Source organism: Pseudomonas sp. Root401 (assembly GCF_001425105.1).
Taxonomy (GTDB): Bacteria; Pseudomonadota; Gammaproteobacteria; order Pseudomonadales; family Pseudomonadaceae; genus Aquipseudomonas; species Aquipseudomonas brassicacearum.
In genome coordinates this window covers 12,848-36,487 of the sequence record NZ_LMDO01000030.1, presented here as the reverse complement: position 1 = coordinate 36,487, position 23,640 = coordinate 12,848, and the positions used below count along the sequence as shown (strand labels likewise).

At 61.8% G+C, this 23,640-nt stretch carries 17 protein-coding genes and 4 tRNA genes; 19 read left to right on the top strand and 2 right to left on the bottom strand.

From position 1 onward, the window contains the following. The first annotated feature begins 124 nt into the window (after positions 1–124). The 10 genes from gltX (at position 125) to ASC85_RS20645 (ending at position 6,256) form a co-directional block, all read left to right on the top strand. A complete protein-coding gene (gltX, locus tag ASC85_RS20690; protein ID WP_014337445.1) occupies positions 125–1,606 on the top strand; it encodes a glutamate--tRNA ligase in 1,482 nt (493 codons plus the stop codon). 281 nt (positions 1,607–1,887) lie between these two features. Next, positions 1,888–1,963 (top strand) — tRNA-Ala (locus ASC85_RS20685). A 79-nt stretch (positions 1,964–2,042) separates the two neighbouring features. Continuing rightward, a tRNA-Glu gene (locus ASC85_RS20680) sits at positions 2,043–2,118 on the top strand. Between the two features lie 53 nt (positions 2,119–2,171). Next, positions 2,172–2,247 (top strand) — tRNA-Ala (locus tag ASC85_RS20675). Between the two features lie 75 nt (positions 2,248–2,322). Continuing rightward, positions 2,323–2,398 (top strand) — tRNA-Glu (locus tag ASC85_RS20670). A 181-nt stretch (positions 2,399–2,579) separates the two neighbouring features. Further along, complete coding sequence (locus ASC85_RS20665) at positions 2,580–3,119, top strand: TetR/AcrR family transcriptional regulator (protein ID WP_003203880.1); 540 nt, start codon at positions 2,580–2,582, stop codon at positions 3,117–3,119. Between the two features lie 28 nt (positions 3,120–3,147). Further along, a complete protein-coding gene (locus ASC85_RS20660; RefSeq protein ID WP_003203878.1) occupies positions 3,148–3,981 on the top strand; it encodes an alpha/beta fold hydrolase in 834 nt (277 codons plus the stop codon). 45 nt (positions 3,982–4,026) lie between these two features. Beyond that, positions 4,027–4,476: an acyl-CoA thioesterase gene (locus tag ASC85_RS20655; protein ID WP_003203876.1), complete on the top strand. Its 450-nt coding sequence runs from the start codon at positions 4,027–4,029 to the stop codon at positions 4,474–4,476. Between the two features lie 248 nt (positions 4,477–4,724). Next, positions 4,725–5,684: a tRNA dihydrouridine synthase gene (locus tag ASC85_RS20650; protein ID WP_057451106.1), complete on the top strand. Its 960-nt coding sequence runs from the start codon at positions 4,725–4,727 to the stop codon at positions 5,682–5,684. 119 nt (positions 5,685–5,803) lie between these two features. Further along, positions 5,804–6,256, top strand: a complete 453-nt coding sequence (locus tag ASC85_RS20645) for an Hsp20 family protein (RefSeq protein ID WP_003203872.1) — start codon at positions 5,804–5,806, stop codon at positions 6,254–6,256. Between the two features lie 296 nt (positions 6,257–6,552). On the opposite strand, the gene ASC85_RS20640 is transcribed toward ASC85_RS20645, so the two are convergent. Next, positions 6,553–9,831, bottom strand: a complete 3,279-nt coding sequence (locus ASC85_RS20640) for an EAL domain-containing protein (RefSeq protein WP_057451105.1) — start codon at positions 9,829–9,831, stop codon at positions 6,553–6,555. Positions 9,832–9,900: 69 nt separating this feature from the next. After that, entirely contained in the window at positions 9,901–10,791 is an 891-nt protein-coding gene (locus ASC85_RS20635; RefSeq protein ID WP_003203868.1) for a LysR family transcriptional regulator, read from the bottom strand. Positions 10,792–10,948: 157 nt separating this feature from the next. Here ASC85_RS20635 and leuC point away from each other — a divergent pair, with 157 nt between their 5' ends. The 9 genes from leuC (at position 10,949) to ASC85_RS20590 (ending at position 23,574) form a co-directional block, all read left to right on the top strand. Beyond that, positions 10,949–12,367, top strand: a complete 1,419-nt coding sequence (leuC, locus tag ASC85_RS20630; RefSeq protein WP_057451104.1) for a 3-isopropylmalate dehydratase large subunit — start codon at positions 10,949–10,951, stop codon at positions 12,365–12,367. Positions 12,368–12,378: 11 nt separating this feature from the next. Continuing rightward, positions 12,379–13,023, top strand: a complete 645-nt coding sequence (leuD, locus tag ASC85_RS20625) for a 3-isopropylmalate dehydratase small subunit (RefSeq protein ID WP_003203864.1) — start codon at positions 12,379–12,381, stop codon at positions 13,021–13,023. A 144-nt stretch (positions 13,024–13,167) separates the two neighbouring features. Then, positions 13,168–13,932, top strand: coding sequence for a class I SAM-dependent methyltransferase (locus ASC85_RS20620; RefSeq protein WP_057451103.1), 765 nt, complete (start codon positions 13,168–13,170; stop codon positions 13,930–13,932). 66 nt (positions 13,933–13,998) lie between these two features. Continuing rightward, positions 13,999–15,081: a 3-isopropylmalate dehydrogenase gene (leuB, locus tag ASC85_RS20615; protein ID WP_057451102.1), complete on the top strand. Its 1,083-nt coding sequence runs from the start codon at positions 13,999–14,001 to the stop codon at positions 15,079–15,081. Positions 15,082–15,135: 54 nt separating this feature from the next. Next, positions 15,136–16,248 (top strand): aspartate-semialdehyde dehydrogenase, encoded by a 1,113-nt coding sequence (asd, locus tag ASC85_RS20610; RefSeq protein ID WP_003203857.1) that lies wholly within the window; start codon positions 15,136–15,138, stop codon positions 16,246–16,248. 253 nt (positions 16,249–16,501) lie between these two features. After that, positions 16,502–17,512, top strand: coding sequence for an aspartate-semialdehyde dehydrogenase (locus ASC85_RS20605; protein WP_053189459.1), 1,011 nt, complete (start codon positions 16,502–16,504; stop codon positions 17,510–17,512). 210 nt (positions 17,513–17,722) lie between these two features. Continuing rightward, complete coding sequence (locus ASC85_RS20600; RefSeq protein ID WP_057451101.1) at positions 17,723–20,317, top strand: FimV/HubP family polar landmark protein; 2,595 nt, start codon at positions 17,723–17,725, stop codon at positions 20,315–20,317. Positions 20,318–22,053: 1,736 nt separating this feature from the next. Beyond that, positions 22,054–22,878, top strand: coding sequence for a tRNA pseudouridine(38-40) synthase TruA (gene truA, locus ASC85_RS20595; RefSeq protein WP_018610821.1), 825 nt, complete (start codon positions 22,054–22,056; stop codon positions 22,876–22,878). Between the two features lie 63 nt (positions 22,879–22,941). Further along, complete coding sequence (locus ASC85_RS20590; protein ID WP_057451100.1) at positions 22,942–23,574, top strand: phosphoribosylanthranilate isomerase; 633 nt, start codon at positions 22,942–22,944, stop codon at positions 23,572–23,574. Positions 23,575–23,640: the final 66 nt, after the last annotated feature.

Here is a 23,640-nt window from a genome sequence, read left to right as displayed (position 1 = left end):
TGGGCGCGACTCGGTCTGACGACTGGCGACACAAATCCCGCTCTCACTGGAGCCCGCCCGCCATCGCCTGTTACCATTCGCCCCCTGTTCGATCTTCGCTTTTATATTCTTTCCGAGACATGCCATGACCACCGTCCGCACCCGCATCGCGCCTTCGCCCACTGGCGATCCCCATGTCGGCACCGCCTACATCGCTTTGTTCAACTATTGCTTTGCCAAGCAGCATGGCGGCGAGTTCATCCTGCGGATCGAGGACACCGACCAGTTGCGTTCGACCCGCGAGTCCGAGCAGCAGATCTTCGACGCCCTGCGCTGGTTGGGAATCGACTGGAGCGAAGGTCCGGACGTCGGCGGCCCGCACGGTCCGTACCGCCAGAGCGAGCGGGGTGACATCTACCAGCAGTATTGCCAGCAACTGGTGGACATGGGCCATGCGTTCCCGTGTTTCTGCACCGCCGAAGAGCTGGACCAGATGCGCGCCGAGCAAATGGCCCGCGGCGAAACTCCACGCTACGACGGCCGGGCGCTGCTGCTGTCCAAGGAAGAAGTCGCCCGTCGCCTGGCGGCCGGCGAGCCCCATGTGATCCGCATGAAGGTGCCGACCGAAGGCGTCTGCGTGGTACCGGACATGCTGCGTGGCGATGTCGAGATCCCGTGGGATCGCATGGACATGCAAGTGCTGATGAAGACCGACGGCCTGCCGACCTACTTCCTGGCCAACGTGGTCGACGATCACCTGATGGGCATCACCCACGTCCTGCGTGGTGAAGAATGGCTGCCATCGGCGCCGAAACTGATCCTGCTCTACGAATACTTCGGTTGGGAGCAACCACAGCTGTGCTACATGCCGCTGCTGCGTAACCCGGACAAGAGCAAGCTGTCCAAGCGCAAGAACCCGACCTCGGTGACGTTCTACGAGCGCATGGGCTTCATGCCCGAGGCGATGCTCAACTACCTGGGGCGCATGGGCTGGTCGATGCCGGACGAGCGCGAGAAGTTCTCGCTGCAGGAAATGGTCGAGCATTTCGACCTGTCGCGCGTGTCCCTGGGCGGGCCGATCTTCGACGTCGAGAAGCTGTCGTGGCTCAACGGCCAGTGGCTGCGGGACCTGCCGGTGGAAGAGTTCGCCGCACGTGTGCAGAAGTGGGCATTGAACCCTGAGTACATGATGAAGATCGCTCCCCATGTGCAGGGCAGGGTAGAAACCTTCAGCCAGATCGCCCCGCTGGCCGGCTTCTTCTTCGCCGGTGGCGTGACGCCGGATGCGAAGTTGTTCGAATCCAAGAAGCTTTCGGGCGACCAGGTGCGCCAGTTGATGCAACTGATCCTGTGGAAGCTCGAAAGCCTGCGTCAGTGGGAGAAGGACAGCATCACCGCGACCATCCAGGCCGTGGTCGAGTCGCTGGAGTTGAAACTGCGCGATGCCATGCCGCTGATGTTCGCTGCCATTACCGGCCAGGCCAGCTCGGTGTCGGTGCTTGATGCGATGGAAATCCTCGGGCCGGACCTGACCCGTTTCCGCCTGCGCCAGGCCATCGATCTGCTCGGTGGTGTGTCGAAGAAGGAAAACAAGGAGTGGGAAAAACTGCTAGGCGCGATCGCCTAAATGGCCCGTAGGAACTGTATAGGAGCTCTGTAGGAGCTGACGAGTGAAGCGAGGCTGCGATCTTTTGATCTTTCGCTTGAGATTCAAATAGCTGGGGAAAGATCGCAGCCTCGTTGCACTCGTCAGCTCCTACACAGCTCCTACGAAACAGGCGAGGCCCCAGTTTTATTGGGGAAGGTGGTAAGTGATTGTTATCCCGGCAAAAAATTTTCAAATTTGTTGAAAATAAATTTGACAGCCCTCCGATACGCCCTTAAGATTCGCCCCGTCCTCAGCGATGAGGGGCTATAGCTCAGCTGGGAGAGCGCTTGCATGGCATGCAAGAGGTCGACGGTTCGATCCCGTCTAGCTCCACCAATTTACACCTCAAGGTCTGGCCACACCGACCTTGAAGCGATCAACACTCAGTGTTGATCAGTTGTATAGAAGGGTTTGCGTCCCCTTCGTCTAGTGGCCTAGGACACCGCCCTTTCACGGCGGTAACAGGGGTTCGAGTCCCCTAGGGGACGCCAGTTTTACAGAAGCGATGTTGCAAGATGTCGCTCCGCCGCGAGGCGAAAAATCTGGGGCTATAGCTCAGCTGGGAGAGCGCTTGCATGGCATGCAAGAGGTCGACGGTTCGATCCCGTCTAGCTCCACCAATTACAGATTCAAGGTCTGGCCACACCGTCCTTGAATCGATCAGTTCTCAGCGCTGATCAAGTCAGAAGGTTTGTGTCCCCTTCGTCTAGTGGCCTAGGACACCGCCCTTTCACGGCGGTAACAGGGGTTCGAGTCCCCTAGGGGACGCCACGATTACCCGCTCTGCGGGATTTTATAAGGGTCATTCAATTCTTGAATGGCCCTTTTGTTTGTCTGGCGTTTGGCCAATTCCCTTATCCTTGAAAATAGACTTCTGACCAGCGGTCAAAATTTCCGCTTGCGGAAAATTATTATAGGAATAATATTTCAATCGTAATATTCGGAGGCGACGATGAGCGATAAAAAGGCACAAACCCGTGAACGTATTCTCAAGGCCGCCAGCGATGCGCTGATCCAGCGTGGGCCGGCTGAGCCGAGCGTGGGCGAGGTGATGGGCGCGGCCGGGCTGACGGTGGGCGGTTTTTATGCCCATTTCGAAAGCAAGGATGCCTTGATGCTGGAGGCATTCAAGCAATTGCTCAATCGGCGCCGCGGCCTGATCGCCGACATGGACGGCGAGCTGACAGGCGAAGAGCGGCGCGCTCTGGTGGCGGCGTTCTATCTGTCACGCAAGCACCGTGACTCCACCGAACACGCCTGCCCGATCCCTGCATCGGTCGGCGAGCTCGGCCGGCTGCCGGATGCGTTTCGTGAAGTGCTCAATGAGCATATCGAGTTGATGGTCGCGCAATTGGCGGCCAGCCCGGAGGACGCCGACAAGGCCCTGGCCGACATCGCCTTGATGGTGGGTGGCCTGGCCCTGGCACGGGCACTGGGCCCTGGAGAGTTATCGGATCGTTTGCTGCGCGCCGCCAAGTCGGCGGTGCGATGAGCTGAGGCGCGAGCCCTGGAGATGAGCGATGAACAGGCTGAGCTGGATTCGTAGCGTCAATGGCACGCTTGGTTGGGTGGCTCCGCGCATGGTGGCCAAGCAGATGCGTTCGCTGTTCATGCGCCCGCGCAACTTGCCGCCGCGGGATTGGGAACTGCCGCTGCTGGCCTCGTCCGAGCGTATCACCTTGCGCTTCGGTCTTTCGGCCTTGCGCTGGGGCAAAGGCCCGGCAGTCTTGCTGATGCATGGCTGGGAAGGGCGGCCGACTCAGTTCGCGGCGCTGATCACGGCCCTGGTTGACGCCGGTTACACGGTGGTGGCGCTGGACGGTCCGGCTCATGGTCGTTCACCGGGTCGCGAGGCGAATGTCCTGTTGTTTGCCAGGGCCATGCTCGAAGCCGCCGCTGAGCTGCCGCCGTTGCAGGCTGTGATCGGGCATTCCATGGGCGGCGCCAGTGCCCTGTTGGCCGTTCAGTTGGGCTTGCGCACCGAGACGCTGGTCAGCATCGCCGCACCCGCTCGCATTCTGGGGGTACTGCGCGGTTTTTCCCGGATGATGGGCCTGCCGCCCAAGGCGCGTTCGGCGTTCATTCGCCAGGTGGAAAGCGATGTGGGCATGCCCGCTTCGAAGATGGATGTAGCGCATTACCAGCTGGACGTGCCGGGGTTGATTGTCCATGCCGAGGACGACACATCGGTTTCGGTGAGGGAGTCGCAGTTGATCCATGAAGCCTGGTTCGACAGTCGTTTGCTGCGACTGCCACAGGGCGGGCACCAGCGGGTACTGGCCGATCCACGGGTCATTGATGGGGTGTTATCACTGCTGGCCGGGCGCAGTCTGCAAGCGCGGCAATCGGCTTGAGCATCCGGTACACTGCCCCGATCCAAATTCGACCGGGAGAGGGGCATGGGCTGGGATCGCGCAACACCGTTCATTATTGATCTTCAGGTCAATGCCGAAGACATCGACGGGCTGGGCCACGCCAACAACGCGGTGTACGTCAGTTGGCTCGAGCGCTGCGCCTGGCGCCATTCCCAGCGCCTGGGCCTGGATCTGGTGGAGTACCGCCGCCTGGACCGGGCCATGGCAGTTGTGCGACATGAAATCGATTACCTGGCAGCCGCCTATGAAGGCGACGAGCTGCAATTGGCGACCTGGATCGTCGACTGGGACCAGCGGTTGAAGATGACCCGGCATTTCCAGCTGATTCGGCCCAGCGACAACACCACGCTGTTGCGGGCCCAGACCACCTTCGTCTGCATCGAATTGTCCACCGGCAGGCCCAAGCGCATGCCGCCGGAATTCATCGAAGGTTATGGTCCTGCGTTGAAACCATCCGGGGTCCTCACCGACTGACCCACCGTCATCGCGAGCAGGCTCGCTCCCACAAGGGATTTGTGCTGAGCGCAGGTTTTTTGAACGCTCGAGAACCCCTGTGGGAGCGAGCTTGCTCGCGATGACGGCGGCACATCCAACATCCTCGCAAACAGACCCACCGCTTTCGCGAGCAAGCTCGCTCCCACACGGGATTGGTGGTGAATTCCGATGTTGTGGGCAAAATCCGGTAAACTGCCGCACGTTTTTTCGTTCGAGTGTGTGTTTCCATGCAAATTGCCCTGGCGCCCATGGAGGGGTTGGTCGACAACATCCTGCGGGATGTCCTGACCCGTGTTGGCGGGATCGACTGGTGTGTCACCGAGTTCATCCGTGTCAACGACCGTCTGCTCACGCCGGCCTATTTCCACAAGCTCGCCCCTGAGCTGCTGGCCGGTGCCCAGACGGCTGCCGGTGTGCCGTTGCGGGTGCAATTGCTCGGTTCCGATCCGGTGTGCCTGGCGGAAAACGCGGCGTTGGCGTGCGAGTTGGGCTCGGAGGTTATCGACTTGAACTTCGGTTGCCCGGCCAAGACCGTGAACAAATCCCGGGGCGGGGCGGTGTTGCTCAAGGAGCCGGAACTGCTCAACGAAATCGTCGAGCACGTGCGTCGTGCGGTGCCAAAACACATCCCCGTCACCGCCAAGATGCGCCTGGGTTTCGATAGCCCGGACGGTGCGCTGGTGTGTGCCACGGCACTGGCCGAAGGCGGCGCGGCGCACATCGTGGTGCATGCGCGGACCAAGGTCGATGGCTACAAGCCTCCGGCCCACTGGGAGTGGATTCCCCGGGTGCAGGAAGTGGTCAAGGTGCCGGTGTTCGCCAATGGCGATATCTGGAGCGTCGAGGATTGGCGCCGTTGCCGCGAAATCAGCGGTGTCGAAGACATCATGCTCGGTCGCGGTCTCGTTTCCCGTCCTGACCTGGCCCGGCAGATCGCCGCCGCCCGGGCCGGTGAGGACGTGGTCGAGATGTCCTGGGCCGAGCTGCAGCCGATGCTCCAGGACTTCTGGGTGCAAGTGGTCGAGCAGTTGACTCCGCGCCAGGCCCCGGGCCGGTTGAAGCAGTGGCTGGCGATGCTGACCCGCAATTACCCAGAAGCGGTGGCGCTGTTTACCGCTTTGCGCCGGGAAACCGACCTGGACGCGGTTGGCCATCTGCTGGGGGTGCAGCGCACCGAAGCGGCCTGAAAAAAATTCAGAAAAAGCTCTTGAAAAGTTTTTGGCGGTCCCTAGATAGGGGTTACGCGATGCCGAATTCGGGTCGCGGAGACAAAAAAACTTGCTGATTTTTTCAGGAGATTTGAATCATGAGTACTGCATTTTCGCTGGCCCCGCTGTTCCGTTCCTCGGTAGGTTTCGACCGTTTCAACGATTTGTTCGAAACCGCCCTGCGCAACGAGCCGGGCAGCAGCTATCCACCCTACAACGTGGAAAAACATGGTGATGACGAGTACCGCATCGTAGTCGCCGCCGCCGGGTTCCAGGAAGAAGACCTGGACCTGCAAGTGGAAAAAGGTGTGCTGACCATCAGTGGCGGCAAGCGTGAAGCCAGTAACGACAGCGTTACCTACCTGCACCAGGGCATCGCCCAGCGTGCGTTCAAGCTGTCCTTCCGGTTGGCCGATCATATCGAGATCAAGTCCGCCGGCCTGAGTAACGGTCTGTTGAGCATCGACCTGCTGCGGGTGATCCCGGAAGAGGCCAAGGCCAAGCGCATCCCGATCAACGGAGCGCAGCAGCAACCCGCACTGCAAAACTGATGCAGGGCAAATGAAGAAGGGCGCCAAATGGCGCCCTTTTTCATTTTGGAGTCATTGCAAGACTACCTGTGGCTAGGGGGGCATGCTCTCGCTGCATCGCGCCCGTAGGAGCCGTGTAGGAGCGGTGTAGGAGCGGTGTAGGAGCTGTCGAGTGCAACGAGGCTGCGATCTTTCCCCAGACACTTGAGTCCCAAGCGAAAGATCAAAGATCAAAGATCAAAGATCAAAGATCAAAGATCAAAAGATCGCAGGCTTCGCCAGCTCCTACAGAGTCCAACGCGAGCTTCATATCCACGTCATGGCAACAACCGCTCAAACGCCTCCAGCGGCAACGGCCGGCTATGCAAATAACCCTGATACAAATGACAACCAAGCCCTTGCAGGAAGTGCAATTGCTCCAGGGTCTCCACGCCTTCGGCAATCATGATCAGGTTGAGGCTGCGGGCCATGGCGACGATGGCGCGGATGATTTCGGCGTCGTTGGGGTCGCTGGTGGCGTCGCGCACGAATGACTGGTCGATTTTCAGTGTGTCCACCGGCAGGCGCTTGAGGTAGGTCAGCGACGAATAGCCAGTGCCGAAATCATCCATGGCAAAGCTCACCCCCAGTTTCTTGAGCCGGCGCATCTTGGCGATGGTGTCCTCCAGGTTCTGGATCACGATGCCTTCGGTGATCTCCAGTTTCAGCAGGGAGAAGGGCAGGCCGTGAGTGACGAGGCTATTTTCGATGCGTTCGACAAAGTCGCTCTGGCGAAATTGCCGTGGGCTGATGTTCACGCACAGGCTGAATTGCTGGGGATCGATCTTGCCCTTGGCGATCAGTTGCTTGAAGCCGTCGCAGGCTTCATCGAGGATCCAGGTCCCGACTTCCAGGATCAGGCCACTGTCCTCCAGCACTTTGATGAATTCGTTGGGCGACTGGGCGCCCAGGTCCGGGTGATGCCAGCGCACCAGGGCTTCGGCGCCGATGATGCGGTTGTCCCGGGCATCGACCTGAGGCTGGAAATGCACGCTGAACTCGCCACGGGCCAGGGCCAGGCGCAGGTCGGTCTCCATGCGCAGCCGTTCGCTGGCGGCTTTTTGCATGGTGGTGTGAAACATCTGCGAGGTGTTGCGCCCCGAGTCCTTGGCGCGGTACAGCGCAATGTCGGCGCGCTTGAGCAAATCGGTGGGCGTGGAACCGTGGTCGGGAATCAGCGCTATACCGATGCTCGGCGTGACCTGCAGTCGCTGGCCATCGAGGAACATCGGCTCCGAGAGCAGTTCGCGCAGGGTGTTGGCCAGGGTCTGCACTTGCTTGCTGACTTCGCTGCGCGAGCCTTCCAGGCCGCTGAGCAGCACCACGAATTCATCGCCACCCAGCCGTGCGACGGTGTCTTCCAGGCGCACGCTGGCTTCCAGGCGCGCGGTGATGATTTTCAGCACGGTGTCGCCCACCGGGTGACCGAGGGAGTCGTTGATGTGCTTGAAGTGGTCCAGGTCGAGAAACAGCAGGGCGCCGCGCAGATTGTGGCGTTTGAGCAGGGCGATCTGCTGGCTCAGCCGGTCCATCAGCAAGGCCCGGTTGGGCAGGTTGGTCAGCGGGTCGTGGTAGGCCAGGTGGCGGATCTGGGCTTCGGCATTGCGCAACAGGCTCACGTCCCGGGCGGTCAGCAGCAGGCATGCGGTTTCATTGAGGGTGATGGGCTCGACTGAGACCTCCACGGTAAGGATTTCCCCCCGTTTATTGCGCCCGAGCATCTCCTGGTGGACTACGCGGCCCTTGAGTTGCAGCTCGGCCAGCAAGGCGGCTCGCTGTTTTTCTTCGGCCCAGATCCCCACTTCATAGACGGTATGCCCGATCACTTCGTCGGCGCGGTAGCCGGTCAGCCGGCAGAAGCCGTCGTTGACCTCGAGGTAGCGACCGCTGTCGAGCTCGGTGATGGTGATGGCGTCGGGGCTGGAATGAAACGCCTTGGCGAATTTCTCTTCACTGGCCTTGAGGGCGGCTTCGGAGCGTTGTTGTTGCGTGATGTCGCGCAAGGTCGTGACGATGCAGGGCTGGCTGCCGACGTTGATTTGCCGGCTGGAAATCACACAGGTCAGCGGCTGGCCGTTCTTATGGTGAACGACGATGGCGACATTGTTCAGCGATTGCTCGCGGATCACCCGTTCGATGCGTTGCAGGCTGCTGCCCGAGGCGTCCCAGAGGCCGATTTCGTCGGCGTCGAGACCGATCACGTCGCTGGCGGTCCAGCCGAAGGTCTGGGTGAAACTGGAATTGATCTCAAGGAACCGGCCGCTGTCCTGGTGAGTGACGCAGATCGGGTCGGGGCTGACCTGGAACAACGTGGCGAATTTTTCCTCCGAGGCGGCCAGGCTCTGTTCGCGCTCCACCTGGTCGGTGATGTCGAGCAAGGTGCCGGCCATGCGCAAGGGGCTGCCGTCGTCGTTGCGGTAGAGGCGGGCGCGGCTTTCCAGGTAGCGCGAGCTGCCGTCCGGCAGTTGCACGCGGTAGGTCAATTGATAGTTGCCCGCCGGGCCTTCGCGCAGGCTGCGATAGGCATTGCGCATGTTGTTGCGTTCTTCCGTGGGGACGCCTTCGAAAAACGCATCGAACGATTCGTGGAACGGCTTGGGCTCCAGGCCATGGAGTTGCGCGGCCCGGGCCGAGCCGTAGAGCATGCCACTGGGAATGTGCCAGTCCCAGGTGCCCAGTTGCGCGGAGTCGAGGGCCAGGTCCAGGCGCTCCTGGCTGTCCTTGAGGGCCTGTTCGGCGAGTTTTTGCTCGGTGGTGTCGAGGAAGGTGCTCAGCAGGTACGGCTGGCCTTCGAGTTCGACTTTCTGCGCACTGAGAATGCCGTTATGAATCTGGCCGTTGCTGGCCCGGAACTCCACCTCCATGCTGATCAGTTCGCCCTTGGCCTTGGTCGCCTCCACCAGTTTCGCCCGCTGCAGGGGGTCAACCCACAGGCCCAGTTCCAGGGTGGTGCGGCCGATCACGTCATGCACCGGCCAACCGAACAGGCTTTCGAAATACTGGTTGGCCTCGCTGATCAGCCCGTCCTCCTGGCGGGTCAGCAAAACCATGTTCGGGCACAGGTGAAAGAGCGTGGCGAAGCGTTTTTCCGAGCTGCGCAGCGCCTGTTCGCGCTCGCGCTGGTGGGTAATTTCACGAATCACCCCAATCATGCGCGGGCGACCGTGCTTGTCGGGCAGCACGCTGCCGCTGATCTCCAGCCAGTGCAAGCTGCCATCGGGCCAGACGATGCGGTGGTGCATGGCCTGTTCCAGTGGCGCTCCGGCCACTGCCGCATGAAAGGCACGCAGGGCCTTGGCCCGGTCTTCGGGTAGCAACAGGTCCAGGTAATCCACATCCGCTGGCAATGGCTGGCGCGGATCGAAGCCGAACAATGCCTGGGTGCCCCGGGACCAACTGATCTGTCCACTGTCGATGTCCCACGACCAGGCCCCCAGCCGCGCACCGTTCAGGGCGGCCAGCAACTGCGGCGCGCTGTCCCAGCTTTGCTCGGACCGTTTCGGGTCGAGCGCCTGGATGCGTGGCATGGGCGGGAGGTGGTCAGCGGGTTTGGGCATTATCTCGCGAGCCTTGAGCGGGTTAGGGCATAAAGCACAAGCGTTCGGGCCCTACAGGCGCGGCACAACCTATGCCCTTGTCCCTGGCAAATCGATTTGTGCGTCCAGTAAGGCCATGAAAGCCCGTGCGGCGTTCGACAGCGTCCGTTCGGTGTGCAAGATATAGCCTAGCTGGCGACTGAGTTGTATGCCCGGCAAAGGAATGCGCGCCACCTGTTCGTCGAGCATGGTGCGCGGCAAGACGCTCCAGGCCAGGCCGATGGAGACCATCATTTTTATGGTTTCCAGGTAATTCGTGCTCATGGCGATGTTCGGCGTCAGGCCCTGGGCTTCGAACAGCCGTCGCACGATGTGATGGGTAAACGTGTTGCCCCCCGGGAAAACCGCCGGATGCAAGGCAATGTCCGCCAGGCTGACCGCGCCGTTTTCCAGCAGCGCATGCTCCGGGGCGACCACGAAATCCAGGGGGTCGTCCCACACCGGCGTGGCACGTACCAGCGTGTGGGGTTCGGGGGCGAGGGTGATGACGGCCAGTTCCGCCCGGCCATGGAGAATTTCTTCGTAGGCCACTTCCGAATCCAGGAACTGGATATCCAGCGCCACCTGGGGGTAGCGTCGGGTGAACTCGCGCAATAACGGTGGCAGGCGGTGCAGGCCGATGTGGTGGCTGGTGGCGAGCGTCAGGCGCCCGGTTACTTCGCCGCTCAGGTTGGTCAGGGCGCGGCGGGTGTCGTCCAGCACGTTGAGGATCTGATAGGCCCGTGGCAACAGGGCTCGGCCGGCCTCGGTCAGGCCCACTTCACGGCCCAGGCGATCGAACAGGCGTACCTTGAGCTGTTGTTCGAGGCCGGCAATGCGCTTGCTGATCGCCGGTTGGGTCAGGTGCAGGCGTTCGCCAGCGCCGGAAAAACTGCCCGTCTCGGCGATGGCTATAAAGGCATTGAGGTTGGCGAGGTCCATGGCGGTTCCGGTTGAATTCCAGTTGGTTATGCAAAGTATGAAAAATATGAATTTGAGTTATTTAATGTAACCCCATAGGATCAGCCTCACAAGCCAAGGGGTTATCGATTCGTTCAAGGCCCGGGGCATAGAAACAAGCTGATGAGGAAACCGTCTGATGGCCGGCAAAACGCTCTACGACAAGCTCTGGGATTCGCATTTGGTCAAACAGCGCGACGATGGCTCGGCGCTGATCTACATCGATCGTCACATCATCCACGAAGTGACTTCGCCGCAAGCCTTCGAAGGCCTGCGCCTGGCCGGGCGCAAGCCTTGGCGTATCGATGCCAACATCGCGACCCCGGACCACAACGTACCGACCACGCCGGAGCGCAAGGGCGGCATCGAAGCCATTGCCGACCAGGTCTCGCGCTTGCAGGTCCAGACCCTCGACGATAACTGTGACGAATACGGCATCGTCGAATTCAAGATGAATGACGTGCGCCAAGGCATCGTCCACGTCATCGGCCCGGAGCAGGGCGCGACCTTGCCTGGCATGACCGTGGTCTGCGGCGACTCGCACACCTCGACCCACGGTGCTTTCGGCGCCCTGGCCCATGGCATCGGCACCTCCGAGGTGGAGCATGTGCTCGCCACCCAGTGCCTGGTCGCCAAGAAAATGAAAAACATGCTGGTGCGCGTCGAGGGCAAGCTGCCGTTCGGCGTGACCGCCAAGGACATCGTCCTGGCCGTGATCGGCAAGATCGGCACCGCCGGCGGTAACGGCCATGCCATCGAGTTCGCCGGCAGCGCGATCCGCGACTTGTCCGTCGAAGGCCGCATGACCATCTGCAACATGTCCATCGAAGCCGGCGCCCGCGTCGGCCTGGTGGCCGCCGATGAAAAAACCGTGGAATACGTCAAGGGCCGTCCGTTCTCGCCAAAAGGCGCGGAATGGGACATGGCGGTCGAAGCCTGGAAAGACCTGGTTTCCGATGCCGATGCCAAGTTCGACACCGTGGTCGAGCTCGACGCCACGCAGATCAAGCCGCAAGTCAGCTGGGGCACTTCGCCTGAGATGGTGTTGGCGGTGGACCAGAACGTACCGGATCCGGCCAAGGAAATGGACCTGGTCAAGCGCGACTCCATCGTCCGCGCCTTGAAATACATGGGCTTGAGCGCCAACCAGGCGATCACCGATATTCAGCTCGACCGCGTGTTCATCGGCTCCTGCACCAACTCGCGGATCGAAGACCTGCGCGCCGCTGCAGTGATCGCCAAGGGTCGCAAGGTTGCTTCGACCATCAAGCAGGCCATCGTGGTGCCGGGTTCGGGCCTGGTGAAGGCCCAGGCGGAAGCGGAAGGGCTGGACAAGATTTTCCTCGACGCCGGTTTCGAATGGCGTGAGCCGGGGTGCTCGATGTGCCTGGCGATGAACCCGGACCGCTTGGAGTCGGGCGAGCATTGCGCCTCCACCTCCAACCGTAACTTCGAAGGCCGTCAGGGCGCCGGTGGCCGTACGCACCTGGTGAGCCCGGCCATGGCCGCGGCAGCGGCTGTCAACGGCCGTTTCGTCGATGTCCGCGAATTGATCTGAAGGAGCGCAGCATGAAAGCTTTTACCCAGCACACCGGTCTTGTCGCGCCTTTGGATCGTGCCAACGTCGACACTGACCAGATCATTCCCAAGCAGTTCTTGAAGTCCATCAAGCGCACCGGTTTCGGCCCGAACCTGTTTGACGAATGGCGTTACCTGGATGTCGGCCAGCCGTACCAGGACAACTCCAAGCGGCCGTTGAACAAGGATTTCGTGCTCAACGCCGAGCGTTACCAAGGCGCCAGCGTGTTGCTGGCCCGGGAGAACTTCGGCTGCGGCTCGAGCCGCGAGCACGCGCCATGGGCCCTGGAAGAGTACGGTTTTCGCAGCATCATCGCGCCGAGCTATGCCGACATCTTCTTCAACAACAGCTTCAAGAACGGCTTGCTGCCGATCATCCTCAGCGATGCTGACGTCGATGAGCTGTTCCAGCAGGTCGAGGCCAACCCCGGCTATCAACTGCAGATCGACCTGGCCGCCCAGACCGTGACCCGTCCTGACGGCAAGGTACTGGGTTTCGAGATCGACGCGTTTCGCAAGCATTGCCTGCTCAATGGCCTGGATGACATCGGCTTGACCTTGCAGGACGGCGAGGCGATTGCCGCGTTCGAGGCCAAGCACCGGGCGAGCCAGCCTTGGTTGTTTCGCGATGCTTGATGGATTGATGTAGGCAGTACCGGCCCTATCGCGAGCAAGCTCGCTCCCACAGGTGTTTTGTGAACGCCACAAATTCCCTGTGGGAGCGAGCTTGCTCGCGATAGGGCCCGCCCAGGCAACACAACACCAAAAAGGAAACCACCCATGACCAGCACCGCCCACAGTCAGGTTGTACAAAAGCAATTCGGTGAACAGGCCTCGGCCTATCTGAGCAGTGCCGTGCACGCCCAGGGCGCTGAATTCGCGCTGCTACAGGCTGCGTTGGCCGGTCGTGGCGATGCCCGGGTGCTGGACCTGGGGTGCGGTGCCGGCCATGTGAGTTTCCACGTGGCGCCGCTGGCCGGTGAAGTGGTGGCTTATGATTTGTCCCAGCAGATGCTCGACGTGGTCGCCACGGCGGCTGCCGAGCGTGGCCTGGGCAATGTCAGCACGGTATGCGGTGCCGCTGAGCGCCTGCCGTTCGCCGACGCTGAGTTCGACTTCGTGTTCAGCCGCTATTCGGCGCATCATTGGAGCGACCTGGGCCTGGCGTTGCGGGAAGTGCGCCGGGTGCTCAAGCCGGGCGGCGTGGTAGCGTTCATCGACGTCCTGTCGCCTGGCATGCCGTTGCTGGACACCTACCTGCAAAGCGTCGAAGTGCTGCGCGACACCAGCCACGTGCGCGATTATTCTGCCGGCGAGTGGTTGCGCCAGGTCAGCGAAGCGGGGTTGCACACCCGCAGCACCTCGCGCCAACGCCTGCGCCTGGAATATCGTTCCTGGGTCGAGCGCATGCGCACCCCCGAGGTGATGCGTGCGGCGATTCTCCAGCTGCAGCGCTCGATGGGTGACGAAGTGCGTGAATATTTTGAGATTGAGGCCGATGGTTCGTTCAGTACAGATGTACTGGTGCTGTGGGCCGAGCGATAGCATTTTTCCCGGCCAGGCGTTGGGTACAAAGCCCAGGCGTGTGCCGACAGAGCAAACGAGGAAAGCATGAGCAAGCAGATTCTGATTCTCCCAGGTGATGGCATTGGCCCGGAAATCATGGCCGAAGCGGTCAAGGTCCTGGAGCTGGCGAACGACAAGTACGGCCTGGGCTTCGAACTCAGCCACGACGTGATCGGCGGCGCGGCCATCGACAAGCACGGCGCGCCCCTGGCCGATGAAACCCTGGACCGTGCCCGTGCAGCCGATGCCGTGCTGCTGGGCGCCGTGGGCGGCCCGAAATGGGACAAGATCGAACGTGACATCCGTCCTGAGCGTGGCCTGCTGAAGATTCGCGCGCAACTGGGTCTGTTCGGCAACCTGCGTCCGGCGATTCTCTACCCGCAACTGGCCGATGCATCGAGCCTGAAGCCGGAAATCGTTGCTGGCCTGGATATCCTCATTGTTCGCGAGCTGACCGGCGGCATCTACTTCGGCGCCCCGCGTGGCACCCGTGAGCTGGATAATGGCGAGCGCCAGGCCTATGACACCCTGCCGTACAGCGAAAGCGAAATCCGCCGTATCGCCCGGGTTGGCTTCGACATGGCCCGCGTGCGTGGCAAGAAACTGTGCTCGGTGGACAAGGCCAACGTGCTGGCTTCCAGCCAACTGTGGCGTGAAGTAGTCGAGCAGGTGGCCAAGGATTACCCGGACATCGAGTTGAGCCACATGTACGTCGACAACGCCGCCATGCAACTGGTGCGTGCGCCGAAGCAGTTCGACGTGATCGTCACCGACAACATGTTCGGCGACATCCTGTCCGACGAAGCGTCGATGCTCACCGGTTCCATCGGCATGCTGCCCTCGGCCTCCCTGGATGCCAACAACAAGGGCATGTACGAGCCGTGCCACGGTTCGGCACCGGACATCGCCGGGCAGGGCATTGCCAACCCGTTGGCGACCATCCTGTCGGTGTCGATGATGCTGCGCTACAGCTTCAACTTGAACGATGCCGCCGATGCGATCGAAAAAGCCGTCAGCGTGGTCCTGGACCAGGGCTTGCGCACCGGTGATATCTGGTCGCAAGGTTGTACCAAAGTCGGTACGCAGCAAATGGGCGATGCAGTAGTCGCCGCGCTGCGGAATCTGTAATCTTTCGGGCCCACCGCTTCGACGGTGGCCCACTTTTGTATAGGTGTAGTTGCGATGAAACGTGTAGGTCTGATCGGTTGGCGCGGCATGGTCGGTTCCGTGCTCATGCAGCGAATGCTGGAAGAGCAGGATTTCGATCTCATTGAGCCGGTGTTTTTCACCACTTCCAATGTCGGTGGCCAGGGCCCGTCCGTGGGCAAGGACACCGGTGCGCTCAAGGATGCCTACAGCATCGAAGAGCTCAAGACCCTCGACGTGATCCTGACCTGCCAGGGTGGCGACTACACCAGCGAAGTTTTCCCCAAGCTGCGTGAAGCCGGCTGGCAGGGTTACTGGATCGACGCCGCTTCCAGCCTGCGCATGCAGGACGACGCGGTGATCGTCCTCGACCCGGTGAACCGCAAGGTCATCGATCAGCAGTTGGACGCGGGCACCAAGAACTACATCGGCGGCAACTGCACCGTCAGCCTGATGCTGATGGGCCTGGGCGGCCTGTTCGAAGCCGGTCTGGTGGAGTGGATGAGCGCCATGACTTACCAGGCGGCGTCCGGTGCCGGCGCGCAGAACATGCGTGAGCTGATCAAGCAGATGGGCGCCACCCACGCCGCCGTTGCCGATGATCTGGCCAACCCGGCCAGCGCCATCCTCGACATCGACCGCAAGGTCGCCGAGGCGATGCGCAGCGATGCCTACCCGACCGAGAACTTCGGCGTACCGCTGGCCGGCAGCCTGATCCCCTGGATCGACAAGGAACTGCCTAACGGCCAGAGCCGCGAAGAGTGGAAGGCCCAGGCCGAAACCAACAAGATCCTGGGTCGCTTCAAGAGCCCGATCCCGGTGGACGGCATCTGCGTGCGCATCGGCGCGATGCGCTGCCACAGCCAGGCGCTGACCATCAAGCTGAACAAAGACGTGCCGATCGCCGACATCGAAGGGCTGATCAGCCAGCACAACCCTTGGGTCAAGCTGGTGCCGAACAACCGCGAAATCAGCATGCAGGAGCTGAGCCCGACCAAGGTCACCGGCACCCTGAACGTACCGGTGGGTCGTTTGCGCAAGCTGAACATGGGCTCGCAATTCGTCGGTGCCTTCACCGTCGGCGACCAACTGCTGTGGGGCGCTGCCGAACCGCTGCGTCGCATGCTGCGGATCCTGCTCGAGCGTTGATCGATTGCTGCTGTGAAAGAACCCGTGCCTTGTGAGAGGTGCGGGTTTTTTATTGGGGGGCGGTTGTGTGTCAGGGCAGGCCTCATCGCGAGCAAGCTCGCTCCCACAGGTTTTGTGGCCACTGAAGACCCCATGTGGGAGCGAGCCTGCTCGCGAAGAGGCCTGCCCAGGAACGGCAAACCCTCCGGCCAATTGCCTGCATACCCACCACCCGGTAAAGTGCCGCTCCCCACGTTTTACCTGAGGTAGACCCATGAGCCAGTCCTTTGATATTGCCGTGATCGGCGCCACCGGTACTGTCGGCGAAACCCTCGTCCAGATCCTCGAAGAGCGGGACTTCCCGGTCGGTAACCTGCACCTGCTGGCCAGCAGCGAATCGGCAGGCAGCTCGGTGATGTTCCGCGGCAAAAACGTGCGGGTGCGCGAAGTCGACGAGTTCGACTTCAGCAAAGTCCAACTGGTGTTCTTCGCCGCCGGCCCGGCGGTGACCCTGAGTTTCGCCCCGCGGGCCACGGCGGCTGGCTGTGCGCTGATTGACCTGTCCGGCGCCTTGCCGCCCGAACAGGCGCCGCAGATCGTGCCGGAAGCCAATGCCCAGGTGCTCGCCGGTTTGAGCAAGCCGTTGCAGGTCAGCAGCCCCAGCGCATCGGCCACGGCCTTGGCGGTCGTGCTGGCGCCGCTGCGCGAATGCCTGGACTTGCAGCGCATCAGCCTGACCGCCAGCCTCGCGGTGTCGGCCCAGGGCCGGGTGGCCGTGAGTGAATTGGCGCGCCAGACCGCCGAGCTGCTCAACGCCCGTCCGCTGGAGCCGAAATTCTTTGATCGGCAGATGGCGTTCAACCTGCTGGCCCAGGTCGGCACCCCGGACGAGCAGGGCCATACGCAGCTGGAAAAGCGCCTGGTCCGCGAGTTGCGCCAGGTGCTGAATCAACCTTTGTTAAAGATTTCCGTCACTTGCATTCAAGCCCCGGTGTTTTTTGGCGATAGCTTTAGCGTGACTGTGCAGTCTGCGAGTCCCATCGACCTGGCCAAGGTCAACGCGGCGTTGGAAGCGGCACCCGGTATCGAGCTGGTGGATGCGGGCGATTACCCGACGGCGGTGGGTGATGCGGTGGGGCAGGATGTGGTCTACGTTGGTCGTGTACGCGGTGGGATCGACGATCCGGCGGAACTAAATATGTGGCTGACGTCAGATAACGTGCGCAAGGGCGCGGCGCTCAATGCCGTGCAGGTGGCTGAGTTGTTGATAAAAGACTTGCTGTAAAAGATACTTGGCATCAATTTGTCGAATGATTCTAGCTGGGCGCTATGCTTGGTCGGAATGCTGAAGGCGAACATCCCTCTGGGGGACTTTCCCGGGGCATGAGTGAAATGATCGCGCGCACCGTCGCTTCGGGGCTGCGCGCAATGCCTTACGGCAGCGGCATCAATACCTTCTCGCTGGCCGAGGAATGTTCAAACAAAGGAAGAGGCTATGGTTCAAGTTCGCAAACTGGTGTTAGCAATAGCGGCCGCCTCGGCGCTGTCCTCCGGTATGGCGCAAGCGCTCGGGCTCGGGGAATTGACCCTGAAGTCGACGCCGAACCAGCCTCTGGTCGCCGAGATCGAGTTGCTCGACGTCCAGCAACTGACCGCCGCCGAAGTCGTGCCGAGCCTGGCCTCGCCCGATGACTTCGCCAAGACCGGCGTCGACCGCCAGGCCTTTCTCAATGACCTGAGCTTCACCCCGGTGATCAACGCCAATGGCAAGAGCGTCCTGCGGGTAACCTCCAGCCGGCCGCTGTCCGAACCGATGGTCAAGTTCCTGGTGCAGGTGATGTGGCCCAACGGCCGTCTGCTGCGCGACTACAGCGTATTGCTCGATCCTTCCAAATTCTCGCCGCAGGCCGCCGACGCCGCCCGGGCGAAACCGCCCCAGGTCGTGTCCACGCCGGTCACCGGGGCGACCAAGCCTTCGCAATACACCACCACGCCGCGCGATACCCTGTGGGAAATCGCCGCCAAGGTGCGTAACGGTGGATCGGTCCAGCAAACCATGCTGGCGATCCAGGCGTTGAACCCGAACGCATTCATCAACGGCAACATCAACCTGCTCAAGACCGGCCAGGTATTGCGCCTGCCGGACCCGGTGCAAAGCACGGCATTGCCGCAACCCCAGGCCATCGCTGAAGTGGCTGCGCAGAACGCCGCCTGGCGCTCGGGTCGTCGTGGCGTGGCGGGTGCCGGCAAGCAGCAGTTGGATGCCACCAAGCGTGGCCGTGGCGAAGGCGCGCCGGCACAGGCTGCCGGCCGCGACAACTTGAGCCTGGTGTCGGCTGACGCAGCGAAGGCGGGCGGCAAGGGCAAGGGCGCTGCCGGCGATGCCCAGGCGCTCTCCAACAAGCTTGCGGTCACCCAGGAAAGCCTCGATTCGGCTCGCCGGGATAACGAAGAACTGAAAAGCCGCATGGCGGATCTGCAGAGCCAACTGGACAAACTGCAGCGCCTGATCGAGCTGAAGAACAACCAACTGGCCAAAATGCAGGCCGAAGGTGCCGCCGTTCCTCCTGCTGGCGAGGCGCCTCCTGCAATGTCCGCAGAGCTGACCCCTGCGCCAGCGGCACAGGCCCCGACGGCTGCACCTGCGCCAGAGGCGGCCCCGGAAGCGACGTCGCCTGCCGCTCCGGTCGAGCCGACGCCGGCCGCGTCCAGCGAGCAGAAATACAACGACCTGCTGACCAATCCGATCCTGCTGGGATTGATTGGCGGCGGCGCGCTGCTCCTGCTGTTGCTGCTGTTGTTGCTCGCCCGTCGCCGCAAGGCCCAGCAGGAAGCGGAAAAGCACTTGCGCATGGCCCGGGCCCTCGAGGAGGAGGCTGACTTCTCCCCGGAGCTCGATCTGCCCCCGAGCAGCTTCGAGGGCATTGACGTTCCGCCACCGAGCGTAAAACTCGAGCCAAAACCCGCGCCTGCTCCTGCGCCAGTACCCAAGCCGGCTCCGGTGATCGCGCCTGTAGTGGTCACACCGCCTATCGCGGCGCCATTGGTGGCTCCGGCTGCCGAGCGCTCCGACGACGTGCTACCCCAGGCTCAGTCCCATATCGATCGCGGCCGCTTGAACCAGGCCGCCGACCTGCTTGAACAAGGCATCAAGGCCGAGCCCCAGCGCAGCGACCTGCGCCTGAAGCTGATGGAAGTCTACGGTCAGCAGGGCGACCGCGACGCCTTCGTCGCCCAGGAACGCCAGTTGGTGGCCAATGGCGAGAATTTCGCCCAGGTCGAGCAACTGAAAAGCCGTTTCCCGGCCATGGTGGTCGCCACCGCCGCAGGCTTGGCCGCCGCGGCAGTGGCAGCAGAGCTGGACGCGCAGTACGTCAAGGAGCTGCTGGAAGACAAGACGCCGACCGATGAGGAGCTGGACAGCGCCTTCGACCTGAGCCTGGATGACCTGGAAACGACCCCGGTCGCGCCGACGCCAGAGCCTGTCGCTGAGCTGGACGCGTTCCCGGAAGACGACGACCTGAGTTTCGAGTCGGTGCTCAAGCAGCAGACTGAGGCCAGCGAAAGCCTGGACGACCTGTCGGAATTCGACCTGGACCTGGGTGCCGATGCGCCGACCCCGATCCCGGCGCTCGACGATGAAGACTTCCTGCTCGACCTGGACGACGATCTCAAGGGCCTGGATTTGCCGGCGACTGAAACGCCAGCCTTGGCCGACACCCCCGCCGACGATCTCGAGCTGCCGGCGGATTTCGATCTGTCCCTGTCAGACGAAATGGACGCGCACGATGCGCCCAAGGATGCCTTCGAGTCCGAGCTGGACGATGTAAACGCCGAGCTGGATCGCCTGTCCGACACTCTGGGCCAGCCGACGTTTACCGCCGAAGATGCCCTGGTCGGTGCTGAAGACGAGCCGGACTTCGACTTCCTCAGCGGTACCGACGAAGTGGCGACCAAGCTCGATCTGGCCCAGGCCTACATCGACATGGGCGACAACGACGGCGCCCGCGACATCCTCGGCGAAGTCCTCAGCGAAGGCGACGCGACCCAGAAGAGCGAAGCGCAGGAGATGTTGTCGCGCCTGGCTTGAGTCAGTGGTTATACAAGAACGGCAGCCGATGAGGCTGCCGTTTTAGTTTGCAGCGGGATTAGCGGGTGTGTTTGGGCTGGCCTCATCGCGAGCAAGCTCGGCTCCCACAGGCATTTGCGGTGAGCGCGGAGCTCATGAACGCTGGAGAATCCCTGTGGGAGCAAAGCTTGCTCGCGATGACCTAGGTACATTCAACATCAATGCAAGCTGACCCACCGCTATCGCGAGCAAGCTCGGCTCCCACAGGGATTTGCGGTGAGCGCGGAGCTCAAGAGCGCTGGAGAGTCCCTGTGGGAGCAAAGCTTGCTCGCGATGACCGAGGTGCATTCAACATCAATGCAAGCTGACCCACCGCTATCGCGAGCAGGCTCGCTCCCACAAGGGGTTTTGGCGGGTAGCGTCGGATCAGCAAAAAAANTACATTCAGTGCTGGTGCAAGCTGACCCACCGCTATCGCGAGCAAGCTCGGCTCCCACAGGGATTTGCGGTGAGCGCGGAGCTCAAGAGCGCTGGAGAGTCCCTGTGGGAGCAAAGCTTGCTCGCGATGACCGAGGTGCATTCAACATCAATGCAAGCTGACCCACCGCTATCGCGAGCAAGCTCGGCTCCCACAGGGATTTGCGGAGAGCGCGGAGCTCATGAACGCTGGAGAGTCCCTGTGGGAGCAAAGCTTGCTCGCGATGACCGAGGTACATTCAACATCAATGCAAGCTGGCACGCCGCTATCGCGAGCAAGCTCGGCTCCCACAGGCATTTGCGGAGAGCGCGGAGCTCAAGAGCGCTGGAGAGTCCCTGTGGGAGCAAAGCTTGCTCGCGATGACCGAGGTGCATTCAACATCAATGCAAGCTGACCCACCGCTNGAGCGCGGAGCTCAAGAGCGCTGGAGAGTCCCTGTGGGAGCAAAGCTTGCTCGCGATGACCGAGGTGCATTCAACATCAATGCAAGCTGACCCACCGGGGGGGGGCGCTATCGCGAGCAAGCTCGGCTCCCACAGGCATTTGCGGAGAGCGCGGAGCTCATGAACGCTGGAGAACCCCTGTGGGAGCAAAGCTTGCTCGCGATGACCGAGGTACATTCAACATCAATGCAAGCTGACCCACCGCTATCGCGAGCAAGCTCGGCTCCCACAGGCATTTGCGGAGAGCGCGGAGCTTAAGAGCGCTGGAGAGTCCCTGTGGGAGCAAAGCTTGCTCGCGATGACCTAGGTACATTCAACATCAATGCAAGCTGACCCACCGCTATCGCGAGCAAGCTCGGCTCCCACAGGCATTTGCGGTGAGCGCGGAGCTCAAGAGCGCTGGAGAGTCCCTGTGGGAGCAAAGCTTGCTCGCGATGACCGAGGTGCATTCAACATCAGTGCAAGCTGACCCGCCGCTATCGCGAGCAAGCTCGGCTCCCACAGGGATTTGCGGTGAGCGCGGAGCTCATGAACGCTGGAGAGTCCCTGTGGGAGCAAAGCTTGCTCGCGATGACCTAGGTACATTCAACATCAATGCAAGCTGACCCACCGCTATAGCGAGCAGCTCGGCTCCCACAGGCATTTGCGGTGAGCGCGGAGCTCATGAACGCTGGAGAGTCCCTGTGGGAGCGAGCTTGCTCGCGATGGCGTCAGCCCATTCAACACAGGATCACCCGCCGGACTGGCATCCCAAGCCATCGGCCTTATAATGCCCGCCTTTGCGTACCTCAGCAGGCTGTAATTTCTTGGCAAACATAGACAACCCGGCCGCCGAAATGGCGGCCGACGGCTTTTTCCGGATCGCCTTGGGCGTTGAATACAAAGGCTCGCGCTATCGTGGCTGGCAGCGCCAGGCTTCCGGTGTATTGACGGTGCAGGAAACCCTTGAAAACGCCCTGTCCAAAGTCGCCGACTCGCCCGTGTCGCTGCATTGCGCCGGTCGTACCGATGCCGGCGTGCATGCCTGCGGCCAGGTGGTGCATTTCGACACCCAGGTCGAGCGTTCGATGAAGGCCTGGGTGATGGGCGCCAACATCAACTTGCCCCACGATGTCAGCGTCAGTTGGGCCAAGGTGATGCCGGCGCACTTCCATGCACGCTTCAAGGCCATCGCCCGGCGGTATCGCTACGTGATCTACAACGATCAGATCCGCCCGGCGCACCTGAACGAAGAAATTACCTGGAATCACCGTCCGCTGGACGTCGAGCGCATGGCCGAGGCCGCGCAATACCTGGTCGGCGTCCATGATTTCAGCGCCTTCCGTGCCGGCCAGTGCCAGGCCAAGTCGCCGATCAAGGAGTTGCATCACCTGCGCGTGACCCGTCACGGCAAGATGATCGTGCTCGACATCCGCGCCAGCGCGTTCCTGCATCACATGGTGCGCAATATTGCCGGCGTGCTGATGACCATTGGTGCTGGCGAACGGCCGGTGGAGTGGATCAAGGAAGTGCTCGACAGTCGTGTCCGTCGCTCCGGTGGCGTCACGGCGCACCCGTTTGGCTTGTACCTGGTACAGGTCGAATATCGCGATGAGTTCGAGTTGCCGGAGCGTTACATCGGGCCACATTTCCTCACGGGCTTCTCGGAACTCGACGGCTGACGCCCTCCGCAGCATTTGCTACCATCCGGGACTTTCACGGATTTGCCTGAGGTTTTACCCACCATGCCGGTCGTTCGCAGCAAGATTTGCGGGATCACCCGCGTCGAGGACGCGTTGGCGGCGGTCGAGGCCGGGGCCGATGCCATCGGGCTGGTGTTTTACGCCAAGAGCCCGCGCGCGGTGACGGTGCAGCAGGCGAGGGCGATTATCCAGGCCTTGCCGCCGTTCGTGACGTCCGTGGGCCTGTTCGTCAATGCCAGTCGTTGCGAGCTGGGCGAAATACTCGATGCGGTGCCGCTGGGCTTGTTGCAGTTCCATGGCGACGAGGCCCCAGCCGATTGCGAAGGCTGGCATCGTCCGTACATCAAGGCGTTGCGGGTCAAGGCCGGGGATGACATTGCCGCCAGTTGCGCAGCTTTCGCCGGTGCCAGCGGCATTTTGCTGGACACCTATGTGGAAGGCGTTCCCGGAGGGACCGGTGAAGCGTTCGATTGGTCGCTGGTGCCCCAAGGCCTGGACAAACCGATTATCCTGGCCGGTGGCCTGACCGTGGACAACGTGGCCCAGGCCATTCGCCAGGTTCGCCCTTACGCGGTGGACGTGAGCGGGGGCGTGGAGCAGAGCAAGGGCATCAAGGACCCTGCAAAGATTCGTGCATTCATGGCCGCTGTGCGCAACAGCCAGTCGTCAATGTGACGGCTGGCAGACTGCCGCCGTCCATACCAGCACTGTACAAAGCAGGCAGGTGCCGCCTCCGGGTGG

What these genes read in the sequence shown, in the direction of transcription:
- gltX (WP_014337445.1), top strand. Translation starts at nt 125, where the DNA reads ATGACCACCGTCCGCACCCGCATCGCGCCTTCGCCCACTGGCGATCCC.
- ASC85_RS20665 (WP_003203880.1), top strand. Translation starts at nt 2,580, where the DNA reads ATGAGCGATAAAAAGGCACAAACCCGTGAACGTATTCTCAAGGCCGCC.
- ASC85_RS20660 (WP_003203878.1), top strand. Translation starts at nt 3,148, where the DNA reads ATGAACAGGCTGAGCTGGATTCGTAGCGTCAATGGCACGCTTGGTTGG.
- ASC85_RS20655 (WP_003203876.1), top strand. Translation starts at nt 4,027, where the DNA reads ATGGGCTGGGATCGCGCAACACCGTTCATTATTGATCTTCAGGTCAAT.
- ASC85_RS20650 (WP_057451106.1), top strand. Translation starts at nt 4,725, where the DNA reads ATGCAAATTGCCCTGGCGCCCATGGAGGGGTTGGTCGACAACATCCTG.
- ASC85_RS20645 (WP_003203872.1), top strand. Translation starts at nt 5,804, where the DNA reads ATGAGTACTGCATTTTCGCTGGCCCCGCTGTTCCGTTCCTCGGTAGGT.
- ASC85_RS20640 (WP_057451105.1), bottom strand. Translation starts at nt 9,831, where the DNA reads ATGCCCAAACCCGCTGACCACCTCCCGCCCATGCCACGCATCCAGGCG.
- ASC85_RS20635 (WP_003203868.1), bottom strand. Translation starts at nt 10,791, where the DNA reads ATGGACCTCGCCAACCTCAATGCCTTTATAGCCATCGCCGAGACGGGC.
- leuC (WP_057451104.1), top strand. Translation starts at nt 10,949, where the DNA reads ATGGCCGGCAAAACGCTCTACGACAAGCTCTGGGATTCGCATTTGGTC.
- leuD (WP_003203864.1), top strand. Translation starts at nt 12,379, where the DNA reads ATGAAAGCTTTTACCCAGCACACCGGTCTTGTCGCGCCTTTGGATCGT.
- ASC85_RS20620 (WP_057451103.1), top strand. Translation starts at nt 13,168, where the DNA reads ATGACCAGCACCGCCCACAGTCAGGTTGTACAAAAGCAATTCGGTGAA.
- leuB (WP_057451102.1), top strand. Translation starts at nt 13,999, where the DNA reads ATGAGCAAGCAGATTCTGATTCTCCCAGGTGATGGCATTGGCCCGGAA.
- asd (WP_003203857.1), top strand. Translation starts at nt 15,136, where the DNA reads ATGAAACGTGTAGGTCTGATCGGTTGGCGCGGCATGGTCGGTTCCGTG.
- ASC85_RS20605 (WP_053189459.1), top strand. Translation starts at nt 16,502, where the DNA reads ATGAGCCAGTCCTTTGATATTGCCGTGATCGGCGCCACCGGTACTGTC.
- ASC85_RS20600 (WP_057451101.1), top strand. Translation starts at nt 17,723, where the DNA reads ATGGTTCAAGTTCGCAAACTGGTGTTAGCAATAGCGGCCGCCTCGGCG.
- truA (WP_018610821.1), top strand. Translation starts at nt 22,054, where the DNA reads ATGGCGGCCGACGGCTTTTTCCGGATCGCCTTGGGCGTTGAATACAAA.
- ASC85_RS20590 (WP_057451100.1), top strand. Translation starts at nt 22,942, where the DNA reads ATGCCGGTCGTTCGCAGCAAGATTTGCGGGATCACCCGCGTCGAGGAC.